Raw genomic sequence first — 15,569 nt, forward strand, 5'->3', positions numbered from 1 at the left:
CGGCTCACCAGCTGCTCTTGGTCACCCCCGGAAGCTCGCCCGCGTGTGCCATCTCGCGCAGTCGGATGCGGGACAGTCCGAAGGCGCGCAGATGGCCGCGGGGGCGGCCGTCGATGGAGTCCCGGTTGCGTACGCGGGTGGCGCTGGCGTCGCGGGGCTGCCGGCGGAGTTCGCGCTGGGCGTCGAGGCGTTGCTCGACGGGGGTCCGGGGGTCGGCGATGACCGCCTTGAGCTCGGCGCGGCGCGTGGCGTGGCGGGCCACGATCGCGCGCCGCCGCTCGTTCTTGGCGATCTTGCTTTTCTTGGCCATCAGACCTTCTCCCCCCGGGCGCGGATGCGGGCCACGGCGGCCTCGATGCCGATCGCGTCGACGGTCTTGACGGCCTTGGCGCTGAGGGTGAGCCGGATGTGGCGGCCCTCGCTCGGCAGCCAGTAGCGCTTGCGCTGGATGTTCGGGTCGAACCGGCGCTTGGTGCGGCGGTGGGAGTGGGAGATGTGGTTGCCGAAGCCGGGTTGGCGTCCGGTGAGTTGGCAGTGGGCGGACATCGCTCCTCCTGTTTCTCGTGTTTCGCGTGGTCTCCGAGGCGGCAGCACCGTACCACCCAGATGAAAATGAAAACCAACTCAATGTATGGTGTCGTGCATGGCACGGAACGAACTACGCCCGATCATCAAGCTGAGGTCCACGGCCGGCACCGGCTACACCTATGTGACCCGCAAGAACCGGCGGAACGACCCCGACCGGCTGACCTTGCACAAGTACGACCCGGTCGCCGGCCGCCACGTCGACTTCCGAGAGGAGCGCTGATCGCCATGAAGCCCGGCATCCACCCCGAGTACCGGCCGGTCGTCTTCCGCGACCGGTCCGCCGACTTCGCCTTCCTCACCCGCTCCACCGCCACCAGCGACAAGACCGTGGAGTGGGAGGACGGCAACACCTACCCGGTCATCGACGTCGAGATCTCCTCGGCGAGCCACCCCTTCTACACCGGCACCCAGCGCGTCCTGGACACCGCGGGCCGGGTCGAGCGCTTCGAGCGGCGCTACGGACGCGGACAGAGGGACCGATGAACACGGGCGAGCCCCCACTGCCCGTCGCGATCGTCGCCGGCCTCCACACCGACGCCCGGCGCTCCGCCGTCGAGGAGATCCTGCGCACGGTGCCCGGCTCCGTCGCCCTGCACCACGACCTGTCGGGCGCCACCGACCGCTCCGTGCGCCGCACCGTACGCGATGCCACAGGGCCGCTCGACAGCGGCGAGGCGCCCCTGACCAACGACTGCGCCTGCTGCGCGCTGCGTGCGGACCTCGTCCCCGAACTGCTGCGGCCCGCCGCGGGGGGCGGCCACCGGCTCGCCGTCGTGGAGCTGTGGGACTCGGTCGAGCCCCAGGCCATGGCCGAACTCATCGCGGCCGAGGGCGCGCCCCTGGCACTCACCGGGGTGGCCACCGCGGACCGCGCCGTGCTGGCCCAACTCACTCCGGGCGCACGGCACGTACGACTCGGCCAGGGTGCCCTGGGGCCGGCCCTGCTCGGCGGATTCGATGTCGAGACGCCGGCCCGACCTGCTGAGGAAGTTCATCTCCGACCGCGGAAAGATCCGCAGCCGCCGGGTCACCCATGTGACCCGCCAACAGCAGCGCCAGATAGCTCGCGCGATCAAGAACGCCCGCGAGATGGCCCTGCTGCCCTACAGCTCCCGCTAGGCCGCGGAGGCTGTCTGCCACCGCTAGGGTGAGCCCGGACGCCGCAGTGACGAACAGCCGTACGAGGAGCCGAATGGACAGTGAGGTCGACATGACGCCGCCGCCGCGCGCGGGCGGCGACAGTCGGGCGCTGGCCCGGCCCCCGGCCGGAGCGGACCGGAAAGACGGGGCCGACGGGCTGCGCGCGGCGTTACGCGTCACCGCTCACGCGCTGCTCGCCGGCCTCCCGGTGGTGCTGCTCGGCGGTCTCGCCGTCCTGTTCGGGCCCGAGATCACCGCCGCGCTCGAGGGGCGTGCGGTGGCGGCGTGGCGGACGGTGTTCACCGCGATCGTCATCCAGGGGGTGCCGTTCCTGCTGCTCGGCACCCTGGTCTCGGCCGCGATCAGCGCGTTCGTACCGGCGTGGGTGTTCACCCGGGTGCTGCCGCGCAACCCCGTGCTCGCCGTACCCGTGGCGGGCGCCGCCGGGGCGGTGCTGCCCGGATGCGAATGCGCGTCGGTACCGGTGGCCGGCAGCCTGATGCGGCGGGGGGTGGCCCCGGCGGCGGCGCTGGCCTTCCTGCTGTCGGCCCCGGCCATCAACCCGATCGTCCTCGTCGCCACCTATGTGGCCTTCCCCGGCAACCCGCAGATGGTCGTCGCCCGTCTGATCGCCTCACTGCTCACCTCCGTCGCCATGGGCTGGCTGTGGATACGCCTCGGCAGGGAGGAATGGCTGCGCCTGCCCAAGCGGCCCACCGGGCACACCCCCCGCGCGAGCCGCGCGGAGGAGTTCCGGGTCTCGCTCCAGCACGACTTCCTGCACGCCGGGGGGTTCCTGGTGGTGGGCGCGGCGGCCGCGGCCACGTTCAACGTCGCGGTGCCGCACTCCGTACTGCGGGCCTTCTCCGACTCGCTGTGGCTGTCGCTGCCCGCGCTGGGGCTGCTCGCGGTGATCCTCGCGGTGTGCTCGGAGGCCGACGCGTTCGTCGCCGCCTCCCTCACCGGGTTCTCGCCCACCGCCCGGCTCGCCTTCATGGTCGTCGGCCCCATGGTCGACCTCAAGCTGATCACTCTGCAGGCGGGCACCTTCGGGCGCGCCTTCGCCCTGCGTTTCTCGTCGGCCACCTGGGTCACGGCGGTGCTGTGCAGTGGGCTGGTGGGGTGGTGGCTGCTGTGAAGCGCAACCTCCAGGTGCTGCTGCTCCTCTTCCTCGGCGTCGGTCTGCTGCACATCTGTCTGCTGACGGATCTGTACCTGCGCTATGTGCGCGCTGGTCTCCGGCCCGCGCTCATCGCCTCGGGCGTGCTGCTCATCGCGCTCGGCGCGGTCAGCGCGGCCCGCGACGGCTTCCCCTTCGACCGTCCCCGCCCGAACGGCGCGCACAGCCACGGGCATCACCACGGGCACGGTCACGCGGGCGGTCCGAAGGTCGCCTGGCTGCTGTACGTCCCGGCCCTGACCATCCTGTTCCTGGCGCCGCCCGCCCTCGGCTCGTACACCGCCTCACGCGGTGACGCCGAGGCCCCGAAGGCCCCCGCCTCCGCTCCCGGCGACACCCTCTTCCCCGCCCTGCCGAGCGGAGAGGTGGTCGAGATGTCGCTGAACGACTTCAGCTCCCGCGCGGTCTGGGACACCGGCGGCACCCTCAAGGGCCACACCGTCCGCCTCACCGGATTCGTCACACCCGGCCGCCACGGCACCTGGTACGTCAGCCGCCTGGTCATCAGCTGCTGCGCCGCCGACGCCCGGGTGCGCAAGGTACGGGTGCACGGGGCCACCGCCCCGCCCGCCGACGCCTGGGTGGCCGTCACCGGCACCTGGCACCCCACCGGAAAGGTCGGCACCGACGACGCGAGCCCGGCCCTGGACGCCACCGCCGTCCGACGGGTCCCCACGCCGAAGGACCCTTACCACGACGTGACTCGACCGTGAGCCGCGCACGCCCGGCCCGGAGCCCGCGCGCGGTGGGGTGCCCGGCTGGAGTCTCAGCGGGACACCGTCGCGCTGGGGCTACGGACGCCGCCATCGGTACCGGGCACCGGCTCGGTGGCATCGGAGCCGAGCCCGACGATGCGGTTGTGCTCGTCCACATGGACGATCCGTGGGCGCAGGCGCGGGGCCTCGGCATCCTCGATCTGAACGTAGCTGATCAGGATGACGAGGTCGCCGGGGTGCACGAGATGTGCTGCCGCCCCGTTGATGCCGATGACTCCCGAGCCCCTGAGCCCTTCGATGACATAGGTCTCCAGACGGGCTCCGTTGGTGATGTCCACGATGTGAACCAGCTCACCGGGAAGCAGGTCGGCCGCCTCCATGAGGTCGGCGTCGATCGTCACCGATCCCACGTAGTGCAGGTCGGCCTCGGTCACCGTGGCCCGGTGAATCTTCGACTTGAGCATGGTGCGCAACACGGCGCCACCTTTCGGTTATGTGCATGGTCGCGTCCCCTGGCGGGGTTCGCGCCGACGGCCCTGATGATAATCGTCCCGGTCGGCCCTGTCGGCACCGCCAGGAACGGACCGACAGGATGCTCGGGGTCAGGCCGCCCAGCGCGACAAATGGGCCGACCGGCCCTGGTAGGTGGGCCCGAATGCGGGAAGGATCGGGGTTCGGACGCACGATTCAGAGCGAGCGGACATCGACGGCACGCGGAACCAGAGGAGCGATGCATGGCGGACAGCGAGCGGCCCGGCCCCGGCGACCCCACCCGGGTCTTCCTGCTGGACGACCACGAGGTGGTACGGCGTGGTGTGCGCGACCTGCTCAACGACGAGCCGGACATCAGCGTGGTCGGTGAGGCCGGGACGGTGGAGCAGGCCCTGGTCCGCGTTCCCGCGCTGCGCCCGCAGGTGGCCGTTCTCGACGTGCGCCTGCCCGACGGCGACGGCGTGTCCGTCTGCCGGGAGCTGCGCTCGCGCATGCCCGAGCTCGCCTGCCTGATGCTGACCTCCTTCGACGACGAGGAGGCCCTGCTGGACTCGATCATGGCGGGCGCCTCCGGGTACGTCCTGAAGCAGATCCAGGGCTCGGACCTGGTGTCCGCCGTGCGCACCGTGGCCGCCGGCCAGTCCCTGCTGGATCCGAGCGCTGCCACCCGGCTGATGGCGCGGCTGCGCGGCGGTGAGCAGCGGGAGGAGCCCGACGCTCTGCCCGGCCTGACGCAACGGGAGCGCGAGATCCTGGATCTGATCGGCGAGGGGCTGACCAACCGCCAGATCGGCCAGCGGCTGTACCTGGCGGAGAAGACGGTGAAGAACCACATCTCCCGTCTGCTGGCCAAGCTCGGAGTGGAACGTCGCATCCAGGCCGCGGTCATCGCCACCCAGGTCCAGGACCGGCAGCGGCGGGAAGGGCGCTGAAGGGCGCCCCACCGCCGGACGGCGGACAACAGGCCCCACGGACCGGTCGGCCCGTGGGGCCTGCCGTCCGTTCACAGCAGGCCGCTCCAGTAGGACCAGAAGCGGATGAGGACGAGGACGGCGATCACGCCGTACCAGCCGGCCAGCAGGATCCAGTGCGTGTCCAGGACCAGATCGAGGGTCCTCCGCCCGGCCGCCGGTACGGGGATGACACCCCGCCCGAGGTTGTGCAGCGTGATGTACCAGAACAGGGCGATGGTCACGGCCCAGACCAGGGCGCAGTAGGGGCAGAGCCTGCCGAGCCCGAACAGTGACTGGTAGATCAGCCAGTGCACGAACACCATGCCGGTGACGGCGCCGGCGTTCAGGGCCAGCCACAGCATCCGGTGCAGACGGGCCCCGGTGAGCACGGCCAGCCCGAGGACGGCGACCGCGGCGAAGGCGCCGAGGCCGAGCAGCATGTTGGGGAATCCGAAGACGCTGCCCTCCGGACTGGACATGACGCTGCCGCAGCTGACGACCGGGCTGATGTCGCACGGCGGCCGGTACGCCGGGTCCTTCAGCAGCCGCCAGTCGTCCACCGTGAGCCGGAAGGAGGCGAGCCAGCCGACGGCTCCGGCCACGGCCAGCAGCCAACCGATGCGCCGACCCGCCTGTCCCGGCCGGCCCCGGCTCATGCGGCGCGCCCAGGGCGCGATGCCCGGGCCGAGCCGGTGCGGGCCACGGGCGCAGGGGTGGCCGCGCGGCGCCGGTAGACCAGGTAGGGGCGGACGAGATAGCCGATCGGGGCGCTCCAGACGTGGACCAGGCGGGTGAACGGCCAGGCCGCGAAGAGCAGGCAGGCGCTCAGGGCGTGGAGCTGGAACAGGAGCGGCGCCCCGGTGATCGCCTCGGGGCGCGGGTCGAGGGCGAAGATCCCGCGGAACCAGACCGAGACGGTGGAGCGGTAGTCGTAGCCGCCGCCGAACACGTTGTGCGCGGCGGTGGCGCTGATGCCGAGGAGGACGGTGGCCGACAGCAGGGGGAACAGCAGCTTGTCGCTGCGGTTGGTGGTGAGACGGATCCGGCGGGTGAGCAGCCGTCGGGCGCACAGCATGCCCAGACCGGTGACCATGGCGACCCCGGCGGCGGAGCCCAGGGCGACGGCCGTGGCGTGGTAGGCGTGCTCGTCGATGCCGGCGGCCTCCGTCCAGGAGGCCGGGACCGCCAGACCCACCGCATGCCCGGCGATCACGGCGAAGGCGCCGAGGTGGAACAGCGGGCTGCCCCAGCGCAGCCAGCGGTGTTCGAGGAGCTGGGTGGTGCGGGAGGTCCAGCCGAACTGGTCCTGGCGGTAGCGCCACACATGGCCGACGGCGAACACGGCGAGGCAGGCGTACGGGAAGGCGACCCACAGGAGCAGGCCGGCGCCGCCGGTGGCGGCCGCGGTCGGGTTCATCGAAGACCTTCGGTGCGATGGGTGGGCGGTACGGGCGTGGGCGGTACGGCGGCGCCGGGCGGTACGGGCGTGGGCGGTACGGCGGCGGGCGGTACGAAGGCGTCGGGCGGCGCGAACTCACCGTGTCCGTAGCGGCCGTAGGGATCGAGCCCCACGTCCTCGTTCGGCGGGCCCTCGGCGGCCAGCTTCGCCACGGCCTCCTCGTCGGCCCGCGTCGGCGGCGGGAGCAGGCTGAGGAGCGCGGCCAGGACGTGCCGGTACGGCGAGTCGGCGGCCTCCAGGGCCCGGTGGATCAGGACCGGTCCCCGGCGGTGCCGGCGCAGCGGCGCCTCGCCCGCGCCGGGGCCGGCGAGGGCGGCGAACTCCAGGACGACCGGCAGGTGGTCGGGCAGTTCGCCGCCGGCGATGTCCCAGCCCGCGGCCTGGTAGGCGCGGGCCAGGGTGAGCAGGGCCATGCCCCGGCGGCGGGTGTCGCCGTGCAGGTAGTAGGTGAGGTAGAGGCTGCTCTTGCGGCGCAGGTCGAACACCTCGACGTAGTGGCGCTCCAGCGCCTCGGGGTCCCGCGCCGCGTACCAGGCGGTGAAGGCCGTCAGGTTTCCGGCCGCGGGCGAGGGGGGCAACGACCGCACGCTGTCCGCCAACGCCGCCCGCGATGAGCTGAGTTCGGCGTCGGGGTACTGCAGGAGCAGTGAGATCAGCCTCAGCAGCAGGGCCCGGTCCTCGGTCTCCTGGGGCGACAGGCGCTGCGGACGGCGGGCCGCGGCGCGCAAGCGGGTGCGTACCTTGGCGGGCACGGTGACGGGCAGCGGGCTCACGCGCGGCCTCCTGTGGTGTCGCGGCGCAGGGTGGGGATGCCGAGCATGACCTTGCGCCCGGTCGGTTCGTCGGAGGACTCCGCCGAGGACTCCACCGGGCAGCGGTTCTCCATGGCGGTCAGCGCCGCGGCGTCCTCCTTGTGCGCGGCCGGGACGACGTAGCGGTCCTGGTACTTGGCCACGGCCAGCAGCCGGTGCAACTCCTCCGCCTCTCGGGCGGTCAGCCCGACGGCGTCGATCGCGGCCTCGTCGCCGGTCCCGCCCAGGGTCTTCGCGCGCATGTACGAGCGCAGCGCGGTCAGCGTCATCAGCACCCCGGCGACCACGTCCGTGTCCCCGGCGGTGAGCAGCTCCGCCAGGTACTCCAGCGGGATGCGCAGCCGGGTGACGGCGGCGAACACGTGGTCCGGGTCGTCCTGGTCGCCGCCCGCCACGGTCACCGCGTCCAGGACGGGGGACAGGGGCGGCACGTACCAGACCATCGGCAGGGTGCGGTACTCCGGATGGAGCGGCAGCGCCACCTTGTACCGGCACACCAGGTCGTACACGGGGGAGCGGCGGGCCGCCGCCAGCCAGTCCTCGGGAATCCCGGACGCCCGTGCCGCGGCCGCGACCTCGGGGTCCCGCGGGTCGAGGAAGACCTCCCGCTGGGCGTCCAGCAGGTCCTGCTCGTCCCGGGTGGCGGCGGCCTCGCCGACGCGGTCGGCGTCGTACAGCAGCAGCCCGAGGTAGCGCAGCCGGCCGACACAGGTCTCGGAGCACACGGTCGGCTGGCCGGCCTCGATGCGCGGGAAACAGAAGGTGCACTTCTCGGCCTTGCCGGTGGCGTGGTTGACGTACACCTTCTTGTACGGGCACGCCGTCACGCACATCCGCCAGCCCCGGCAGCGGTCCTGGTCGACCAGGACGATGCCGTCCTCGACCCGTTTGTACATCGCGCCGGACGGGCAGGCCGACACACAGGCCGGGTTGAGGCAGTGCTCACACAGCCTGGGCAGATGGAACAGGAAGGTCTGTTCGAACTCGAACCTGACCTTCGCGGCCCACTCGCCCTTCAGATTCGGGTCGTCGCCCGCGTGCTCGGGCGCGCCTCCCAGGCCGTCCTCCCAGTTGGCGCCCCAGGTGATGGAGGTCGGCTTCCCGGTGAGGACCGAGCGGGGGCGCGCGACCGGCATGTCCGGGCCGGCCGGGGCGCTGACCAGGTTGTCGTAGTCGTACGTCACCGGCTCGTAGTAGTCCTCGATGGCGGGCAGGCCGGGGTTGGAGAAGAGCGACAGCAGACGCTTGACGCGGCCACCCGAGCGCAGGACGAGGCGTCCCCGCCTGTCGAGCGCCCAGCCGCCCTTCCACTGCTCCTGGTCCTCGTAGCGGCGGGGGTAGCCGACGCCGGGCTTGGTCTCGACGTTGTTGAACCAGGCGTACTCGACACCGCCGCGGTTGGTCCACGTCTGCTTGCAGGTGACCGAGCAGGTGTGGCAGCCGATGCACTTGTCGAGGTTCATCACCATCGCGACCTGCGCCATCACGCGTCCGATGGTGGCTTCGCCACGGGGCATGTCAGTACTCCACTCGCCGGCTGCGGCGGCGCACGACGGTGACCTCGTCGCGCTGGTTGCCCGTCGGGCCGTAGTAGTTGAAGGCGTAGGTGAGCTGGGCGTAGCCGCCCGCGAGATGGGTGGGCTTGACCAGCAGCCGGGTGAGCGAGTTGTGCATGCCGCCGCGCTTGCCGCTGACCTCGGTCTTCGGCACGTTCACCGTGCGGTCCTTGGCGTGGTACATGTACACCGTGCCCTCGGGCATGCGGTGGGTGACCACCGCCCGGGCTGCCACCACGCCGTTGCGGTTGTAGGCCTCGATCCACTCGTTGTCCTTCACGCCGATCTTCTCGGCGTCCGCGGTGGACATCCAGATCACCGGGCCGCCCCGGGACAGCGCCAGCATGTAGGCGTTGTCCTGGTACTCGGAGTGGATGGACCACTTGGAGTGCGGGGTCAGGTAGCGCACGGTCACCTCGGCGCGGCCCTCCTCGTGCAGCCGCTCGTCGCCGTAGTGCCGGATCGCGTTCAACGGCGGTCGGTACACCGGGAGTTGTTCTCCCAGCTCGGCCATCCAGTCGTGCTGGACGAAGAAGTGCTGGCGGCCGGTGAGGGTGTGCCAGGGTTTCTTGTGTTCGGTGTTGATGACGAACGGGGAGTAGCGGCGCCCGCCGGTCTCCGAGCCCGACCACTCGTACGAGGTCATCACGGCGCGCGGCTGGGTGCGGGTGTCGGCGAACGTGATCCGCTCGCCCTCGCGTTCGGAGGCCAGCCCCACCAGGCCCTCGCTGCCGGTCCGCCGCTGAAGTTCCCGGAACCCCTCGGTGGCCAGACGGCCGTTGGTCGTGCCGGACAGGGCGAGGATCGCCTCGCACATGTCGGCGGCGGTGGCCAGGGCGGGGCGGTCGGCGCCGGCCCCGTCGCGTACGGTGCCGCAGCGGTGGCGCAGCTCCTCGATCTCCCGGTCCGGGTGGACGGTGACGCCCTTGGTGGTCGTGCCGAGGGTGTCGAGCAGCGGGCCGATGGCGCGCATCTTCTGCGCCACGGCCGCGTAGTCCCGCTCGACCACGACCAGCCTGGGCATGGTCCGGCCCGGCACCGGCTCGCACTCGCCGGCCTTCCAGTCCCGTACCACCCCTCCGGGCTGGGCGAGTTCGTCCGGTGTGTCGTGCTGAAGGGGCACCGCGAGGACGTCGGTGCGGGTGCCGAGGTGTTCGGCGGCCAGCTCGCTGAAGGTGTCGGCGATGGCCAGGAAGGTGTCGTAGTCGGTGCGGGCCTGCCAGGGCGGTGCGATGGCCGGGGTGAAGGCGTGCACGAAGGGGTGCATGTCCGTGCTGGACAGGTCGTCCTTCTCGTACCAGGTCGCGGCCGGCAGGACGACATCGGCCAGCAGGCCGGTGGAGGTCATCCGGAAGTCCATGGTGACCAGCAGGTCGAGCTTGCCCTCGGGAGCCTCCTCGCGCCACACCACATCCTCGGGCCGCTCCTCGGGCGGGGTCTCGGCGGAGCGGACCGCCGCGTCGGTGCCCAGCAGATGGCGCAGGAAGTACTCGTTGCCCTTGCCGGAGGAGCCCAGCAGGTTCGCCCGCCACACGGTCAGCACCCGGGGGAAGTTGACCGGGTCGTCCGGGTCCTCGGCGGCGAACGCGAGCCGCCCGGCCTTCAGCTCGTCCACGATGTGCTCGGCGACCCCGCGCCCTTGGGCCGCCGCCTCGTCGGCCAGGACCAGCGGGTTGCGGTTGAAGCCGGGGTGGCCCGGGGTCCAGCCCAGGCGCACGGCCTGCGCGAGACAGTCCGCGAACGCCTTGCCCTTGAAGCGGCCCGCGCCGAGCGGGGAAGCCAGCTCCTCGGGGCCGAAGGCCTCGTAGCGCCACTGGTCGGTGTTCAGGTACCAGTAGGAGGTGCCCGCCATGTGCCGGGTGGGCCGCTGCCAGTCGAAGGCGAACGCCAGGTGCTGGAAACCGGTCAGCGGGCGGACCTTCTCCTGGCCCACGTAGTGCGCCCAGCCGCCACCGCTCACTCCTTGGCAGCCGGTCATCGTGGTCAGCGCCAGAAACGCCCGGTAGATGGTGTCGGAGTGGAACCAGTGGTTGGTGCCCGCACCCATCGCGATCATCGAACGGCCCCGGGTGCGCTCGGCGTTGCGGGCGAACTCCCGCGCGATCCGGGCCGCCTGCCGCGCGGGGACGGAGGTGATGGTCTCCTGCCAGGCGGGGGTGTACGGCTCGCTCGCGTCCTCGTACGAGGAGGGCCAGGTCCCCGGAAGCCCCGGGCGCGCCACGCCGTACTGGGCGAGCATCAGGTCGAAGACCGTGGTGACCAGCCGGCCGCCGATCCGGCGCACGGGCACGCCGCGCAGCATGACCGAGCCGCCCTCGGTGGTGCCCTCGTCGAAGCGGGGCAGGGCCACCGTCACGGCGTCCTCAGCCCGCTCCAGCAGGCTCAGCTCGGGATCCGTGCCACCGAGGTCCAGGTTCCAGCGGCCTCGCCCGGCCTCCCCCCAGCGGAAACCGAGCGAGCCGCCGGGGACCACCGGCTCGCCGGTGGCCCGGTCCAGGAGGACGGTCTTGAACGCCGCGTGTTCCTCGTCCGAGCCGAGGTCGGCGGCGGTGAGGAACCCGTCGGGAACGAGCCCGCGCTGGTGTTCGCGCAGGGTCACCAGGAAAGGAGCGTCGGTGAACGTCCTCAAGTAGTCCCGGAAGTGGGGGACCTCGCGGTCGACCAGGAACTCGCGCAGGATCACATGCCCCATCGCCATCGCGAGCGCCCCGTCGGTGCCCGGGTGCGGGGCGAGCCACTCGTCGGCGAACTTCACGTTGTCGGCGTAGTCGGGGCTGACCGCGACGACCTTGGTGCCGTTGTAGCGCGTCTCGGTGAGGAAATGGGCGTCGGGTGTGCGGGTGACGGGGATGTTGGAGCCCCACATGATCAGGTAGCCGGCGTTCCACCAGTCGGCCGCCTCGGGGACGTCGGTCTGGTCGCCGAAGACCTGGGGGGAGGCGATGGGCAGATCGGCGTACCAGTCGTAGAAGGAGAGCAGGGTGCCGCCGATCAGCGACATGAAGCGGGCACCGGACGCGTACGAGGCCATGGACATCGCCGGGATCGGGGAGAAGCCCGCCACCCGGTCCGGCCCGTACGTCTTGATGGTGTGGACGTGAGCGGCGGCGATGAGCTCGACGACCTCGTCCCAGTCGGCCCGGACCAGGCCACCCTTGCCGCGGGCCCGCTTGTAGGCGCGGGCCGTGGCCGGGTCGCCGGTGATCTCCGCCCAGGCCGCCACGGGGTCGCCGAGCCGGCGCCGCGCCTCGCGCCACGGCTTCAGCAGCGCGCCCCGTACGTACGGATAGCGGACCCGGCTGGGGGAGTAGGTGTACCAGGAGAACGACGCGCCGCGTGGACAGCCCCGCGGCTCGTACTCGGGGCAGTCCGCGCCGATCGACGGGTAGTCCGTGGCCTGGTGCTCCCAGGTGATGATGCCGTCCTTGACGTACACCATCCACGAACACGAACCGGTGCAGTTGACACCGTGCGTCGAGCGCACCACCTTGTCGTGCGCCCAGCGGTCCCGGTAGAACCCCTCCCACTTCGGGTCCCCCTCACCGAAGACGGCCCGTCCGTCCGCCGACACCTCACGGCGGGTCAGCAGCCTGCGGGCCGCCAGCGGCCACCCCCCGGCCTCGCGCCGCTGCGAGGGGCGCCCAGTTCTGTCGTTCTCCATGGTCATGAACGCTAGGCGCCGGCCCCGTTCCTGCCCCGGGGCCGAACGTCCCTGCCGGGAGACCGCTTCGGCCCCTCTCCACGGCCGCGATCAGGGCCGAGTGGGCGGTGTCCGAGGGCCGCTCGGCACGGGCGGGCGCGGTGCGCGCGGCCCCGGCCGCCGCTGACCAGCCCGCGCCACGCCGACGGCCGCCGCCGTCCCCGACCACGGCGGCGGTCGCTGCGACCCGACCGGCCCCAGGCCCACGTGCACGAGGGACCCTTGGCCCCCACCGATGGGCTCATCGGCCGTCGCCCCGGAACCGCCCCGTGCGGGAAACTGGTTGACGACCGGTCCGGAGGTATCCCGTGGACGACCGAAGCGAGCGCCCGTCCGGATGTCTCCCTCGCCGTCCCCCGTGGCGGGCGCCGCACGCGGGCCGGACCGGTCACCGTCCGGCCGTCCGCCACGTCTGCCCTGACTCCCGGGCGGCCGGACGCGCGGCGCGTCGCCGTGTCCCCCTCCGGCCCCCCCACGCCCACCTCCGACCGCCCGAGGTGCCGGCCCTCGGGCCGCTGCCGACGCGAACCCGGCGACGCCCGGGTGCCTTTCCCCCGGCGGGTGGCGGCGATCTCGCACGAGAGAGGAAGAAACATGGTGTGTACCCCCTCCCTGGACGCGACCTCCCTGGAGACGCTGCTCGCCGCGGCAGTGGCGGCGCCGTCCATCCACAACACGCAACCCTGGCGCTTCCGCGTGAACCCGGACACCCACGCGCTGGAGGTCCGCGCGGCGCGGGAACGGTCGCTGCCGATGGCCGACCCGGACGGCCGCGCACAGCATCTGTCCATGGGCGCGGCCGTGTTCAACCTGCGGGTCGCCGCCGTGCACCTGCGCCGGCAGCCGGAGGTTCGGCTGCTCCCCGACCCGAGTGAGCCCGATCTGATAGCCGTCGTGCGGCTCGGCGGCGCCATCGGTCCGCACGACCGCTCCCGGCGGCGGCTGGACCTGTACGACGCCATCGCCCGGCGGCACACCAGCCGCATGCCGTTCACCGGCCGCCCGGTGCCCGGCCCGGTGGTGATGGAGATGTCGGAGGCCGCACGCGCGGAGGGCGCGCGACTGCGCCTGCCGGACATCGCCGGGACCCGGCGGCTGCTGCACCTGACCGCCGTCGCCGAAGCCCGCAACCACGCCAGCTCGTCGCGCACCGCCGAAACCCGCGCCTGGATCACGCCACCGGGGTCGGACCGGCCGTACGGCATCCCGGTCACGGCCCTCGGCCCGCCGGACGCGGCCAGACGCATGCCGACGCGGGACTTCACCGGCCCGCTCCCCGCCCTGCATCTGCCCGCCCTGCGCTTCGAACGCCACGCCCAGGTCGCCCTGTTGTGGACCGCCCACGACCGGCGGAAGGACTGGCTCCAGGCGGGCCAGGCCCTGCAGCACGTGCTGTTGACGGCAACGGCGTACGGCGTGCGCACCTCGCTCCTCCACCAGGCCATGGAATGGCCGGACCTGCGCGCGGCCATCGGCCACCCGCGCCGGCCGTGCTGTCCCCAACTGCTGATCCGCTTCGGCTACGGCCCGGACGGAGGCCGCACGCCACGCGCCGGCGGATGGGAAACCGCGGACCGCCCGGCCGAACGGTGAGGCCGGACGGCCCACTCTCGGCGGTCGCCGGGGCCGTATCACTGCGCATCACTGTGAAGCAGTGCGAATCACTGAGCATCACTGCGAACACGAAGGGACGGGCGGCATGCTCCAGCCGTCGAGGAAACAGAACGAGACATCGGCACCGGCACCAGCACCGGCCGCGTCCGTGCCCGTGCCCGGCCGGGCGTGGGTGATGCTGGCGCTGGTCACGGTGGGATTCGCGGTCAATTTCTGGGCCTGGGCGCTGCTCAGCCCGCTCGGCCCGCGTTTCAAGGACAGCCTGCACCTGAGCTCGTTCCAGCAGTCGCTGCTGGTGGCGGTGCCGGTGGTGGTCGGCTCGCTGGGGCGGATCCCGGTGGGCGCGCTGACCGACCGGTTCGGCGGACGCGTGATGTTCCCGCTCGTCTCGGTGACCACCATCGTGCCGGTACTCCACCTCGGTCTGGCCGGCCACTCCTCGTTCGCGGCCCTGCTGGTGGGAGGGTTCTTCCTCGGTATCGGCGGCACCGCCTTCGCCGTCGGTGTGCCCTTCGTCAACGCCTGGTTCCCGCCGGAGCGGCGGGGACTGGCCATCGGCGTCTTCGGGGCCGGCATGGGCGGCACCGCGATCAGCGCGCTGACCACGGTCAAGCTGGTGAGGGCACACGACATGGCCACTCCCTTCCTGATCACCGCCGCCGTGCTGGCGGCCTACGCCCTGGTGGCCGCCCTCGTGCTGCGCGATGCGCCCGGCCGTACGGTGCCCACCGAGTCGATGGCCCGCCGCCTCGCCGCCACCCTGGGACTCGGCATCACCTGGCAGGCCTCCGCCCTGTACGCGGTGGCCTTCGGCGGTTACGTGGCCTTCTCCGTCTACCTCCCCACCTACTTGAAGACCGGCTACGGCCTGACCCAGGCGGACGCGGCGAACCGGATGGCCGGCTTCGTCCTGCTGGCGGTCGTGATGCGCCCGATCGGCGGCTGGCTGTCGGACCGCGTCGGCCCGGTGCGGGTGCTCGCCGCCACGCTGGCCGTGGTCCTCGCCGCGGCATTCGTCCAGTCGTTCACGCCGCCCCTCGCACCGGTGGGCACCATCGCGTTCCTGGCGATGGCCGCCGCGCTCGGCGCGGGCAGCGGCGCCGTGTTCGCCCTGGTCGCCCTGTTGGCCCCGGCGAACACGGTCGGCTCGGTCACCGGCGTCGTCGGCGCCGCGGGCGGCCTCGGAGGCTTCCTCCCGCCGCTGGTGATGGGCTCGCTGTACGGCGCGTACGGCTCGTACGCCCTCGGTCTGGCCCTGCTCGCGGTGGTGGCGGCCGCGGCGCTCACCTTCACCGGCACGGGCGTGCGCCACGCGGTCACCCGGCGGGTCCCCGCGCCCCAGGCGCACTGAGCACGGTT

General features: G+C 72.4%; 15 protein-coding genes and 2 pseudogenes. 9 read left to right on the forward strand and 8 right to left on the reverse strand.

The window, feature by feature from the left end:
- Positions 1-4 precede the first annotated feature (4 nt).
- Together rpsN and rpmB are read right to left on the reverse strand one after the other, a co-directional pair.
- On the reverse strand, positions 5-310 hold the full coding sequence (rpsN, locus tag ABFY07_RS00565) for a 30S ribosomal protein S14 (protein ID WP_346172487.1): 306 nt from the start codon (positions 308-310) through the stop codon (positions 5-7).
- Complete coding sequence (rpmB, locus tag ABFY07_RS00570) at positions 310-546, reverse strand: 50S ribosomal protein L28 (RefSeq protein WP_346172488.1); 237 nt, start codon at positions 544-546, stop codon at positions 310-312. Before rpmB ends, rpsN begins: the two co-directional genes overlap by 1 nt.
- A gap of 97 nt (positions 547-643) precedes the next feature.
- Between rpmB and rpmG the strand changes: the two genes are divergently transcribed.
- From rpmG to ABFY07_RS00600, 6 genes and pseudogenes are all read left to right on the forward strand, one after another.
- Positions 644-808, forward strand: a complete 165-nt coding sequence (gene rpmG, locus ABFY07_RS00575) for a 50S ribosomal protein L33 (protein WP_346172489.1) — start codon at positions 644-646, stop codon at positions 806-808.
- 5 nt (positions 809-813) lie between these two features.
- A complete protein-coding gene (locus ABFY07_RS00580) occupies positions 814-1,071 on the forward strand; it encodes a type B 50S ribosomal protein L31 (protein WP_076971710.1) in 258 nt (85 codons plus the stop codon).
- Positions 1,068-1,562, forward strand: a pseudogene (locus ABFY07_RS00585) (cobalamin biosynthesis protein CobW); the annotation flags it as partial. The gene ABFY07_RS00580 and the pseudogene ABFY07_RS00585, both read left to right, overlap by 4 nt.
- A 1-nt stretch (position 1,563) precedes the next feature.
- Positions 1,564-1,707: pseudogene (gene rpsR, locus ABFY07_RS00590) on the forward strand (30S ribosomal protein S18); the annotation flags it as partial.
- Positions 1,708-1,780: 73 nt separating this feature from the next.
- Positions 1,781-2,866: a permease gene (locus ABFY07_RS00595; RefSeq protein WP_346172490.1), complete on the forward strand. Its 1,086-nt coding sequence runs from the start codon at positions 1,781-1,783 to the stop codon at positions 2,864-2,866.
- Positions 2,863-3,621 (forward strand): TIGR03943 family putative permease subunit, encoded by a 759-nt coding sequence (locus ABFY07_RS00600; protein WP_346172846.1) that lies wholly within the window; start codon positions 2,863-2,865, stop codon positions 3,619-3,621. Before ABFY07_RS00595 ends, ABFY07_RS00600 begins: the two co-directional genes overlap by 4 nt.
- A 53-nt stretch (positions 3,622-3,674) precedes the next feature.
- Here the strand turns inward: ABFY07_RS00600 and panD are convergent, their stop codons facing one another.
- Positions 3,675-4,100 carry an aspartate 1-decarboxylase gene (gene panD, locus ABFY07_RS00605; RefSeq protein ID WP_076971705.1) on the reverse strand — a complete coding sequence of 142 codons (426 nt, stop codon included), beginning with the start codon at positions 4,098-4,100 and terminating at the stop codon, positions 3,675-3,677.
- Positions 4,101-4,358: 258 nt separating this feature from the next.
- Here panD and ABFY07_RS00610 point away from each other — a divergent pair, with 258 nt between their 5' ends.
- Positions 4,359-5,048, forward strand: coding sequence for a response regulator (locus tag ABFY07_RS00610; protein WP_346172491.1), 690 nt, complete (start codon positions 4,359-4,361; stop codon positions 5,046-5,048).
- A 71-nt stretch (positions 5,049-5,119) separates the two neighbouring features.
- On the opposite strand, the gene ABFY07_RS00615 is transcribed toward ABFY07_RS00610, so the two are convergent.
- Genes ABFY07_RS00615 through ABFY07_RS00635 form a run of 5 tightly spaced genes read right to left on the reverse strand, consistent with a single transcriptional unit; the run spans position 5,120 to position 12,563 of the window.
- A complete protein-coding gene (locus ABFY07_RS00615; RefSeq protein WP_346172492.1) occupies positions 5,120-5,671 on the reverse strand; it encodes a vitamin K epoxide reductase family protein in 552 nt (183 codons plus the stop codon).
- A gap of 50 nt (positions 5,672-5,721) precedes the next feature.
- Positions 5,722-6,486: a respiratory nitrate reductase subunit gamma gene (narI, locus tag ABFY07_RS00620; RefSeq protein WP_076971702.1), complete on the reverse strand. Its 765-nt coding sequence runs from the start codon at positions 6,484-6,486 to the stop codon at positions 5,722-5,724.
- On the reverse strand, positions 6,483-7,301 hold the full coding sequence (gene narJ / locus ABFY07_RS00625; protein ID WP_346172493.1) for a nitrate reductase molybdenum cofactor assembly chaperone: 819 nt from the start codon (positions 7,299-7,301) through the stop codon (positions 6,483-6,485). The genes narI and narJ overlap by 4 nt, the downstream gene beginning before the upstream one ends.
- On the reverse strand, positions 7,298-8,857 hold the full coding sequence (gene narH / locus ABFY07_RS00630) for a nitrate reductase subunit beta (RefSeq protein WP_346172494.1): 1,560 nt from the start codon (positions 8,855-8,857) through the stop codon (positions 7,298-7,300). The genes narJ and narH overlap by 4 nt, the downstream gene beginning before the upstream one ends.
- Before the next feature lies 1 nt (position 8,858).
- Complete coding sequence (locus ABFY07_RS00635; protein ID WP_428836823.1) at positions 8,859-12,563, reverse strand: nitrate reductase subunit alpha; 3,705 nt, start codon at positions 12,561-12,563, stop codon at positions 8,859-8,861.
- 627 nt (positions 12,564-13,190) lie between these two features.
- Between ABFY07_RS00635 and ABFY07_RS00640 the strand changes: the two genes are divergently transcribed.
- Both ABFY07_RS00640 and ABFY07_RS00645 read left to right on the forward strand, forming a co-directional pair.
- On the forward strand, positions 13,191-14,189 hold the full coding sequence (locus tag ABFY07_RS00640; protein WP_428836824.1) for an Acg family FMN-binding oxidoreductase: 999 nt from the start codon (positions 13,191-13,193) through the stop codon (positions 14,187-14,189).
- A gap of 106 nt (positions 14,190-14,295) precedes the next feature.
- The gene (locus ABFY07_RS00645; RefSeq protein WP_346172496.1) at positions 14,296-15,561 is read left to right on the forward strand and encodes an MFS transporter; all 1,266 of its coding nucleotides are present in this window, start codon (positions 14,296-14,298) and stop codon (positions 15,559-15,561) included.
- The last annotated feature ends 8 nt before the right edge of the window (positions 15,562-15,569 follow it).

The organism is Streptomyces sparsogenes subsp. cuspidosporus (genome assembly GCF_039532705.1).
Classification (GTDB): domain Bacteria; phylum Actinomycetota; class Actinomycetes; order Streptomycetales; family Streptomycetaceae; genus Streptomyces; species Streptomyces sparsogenes.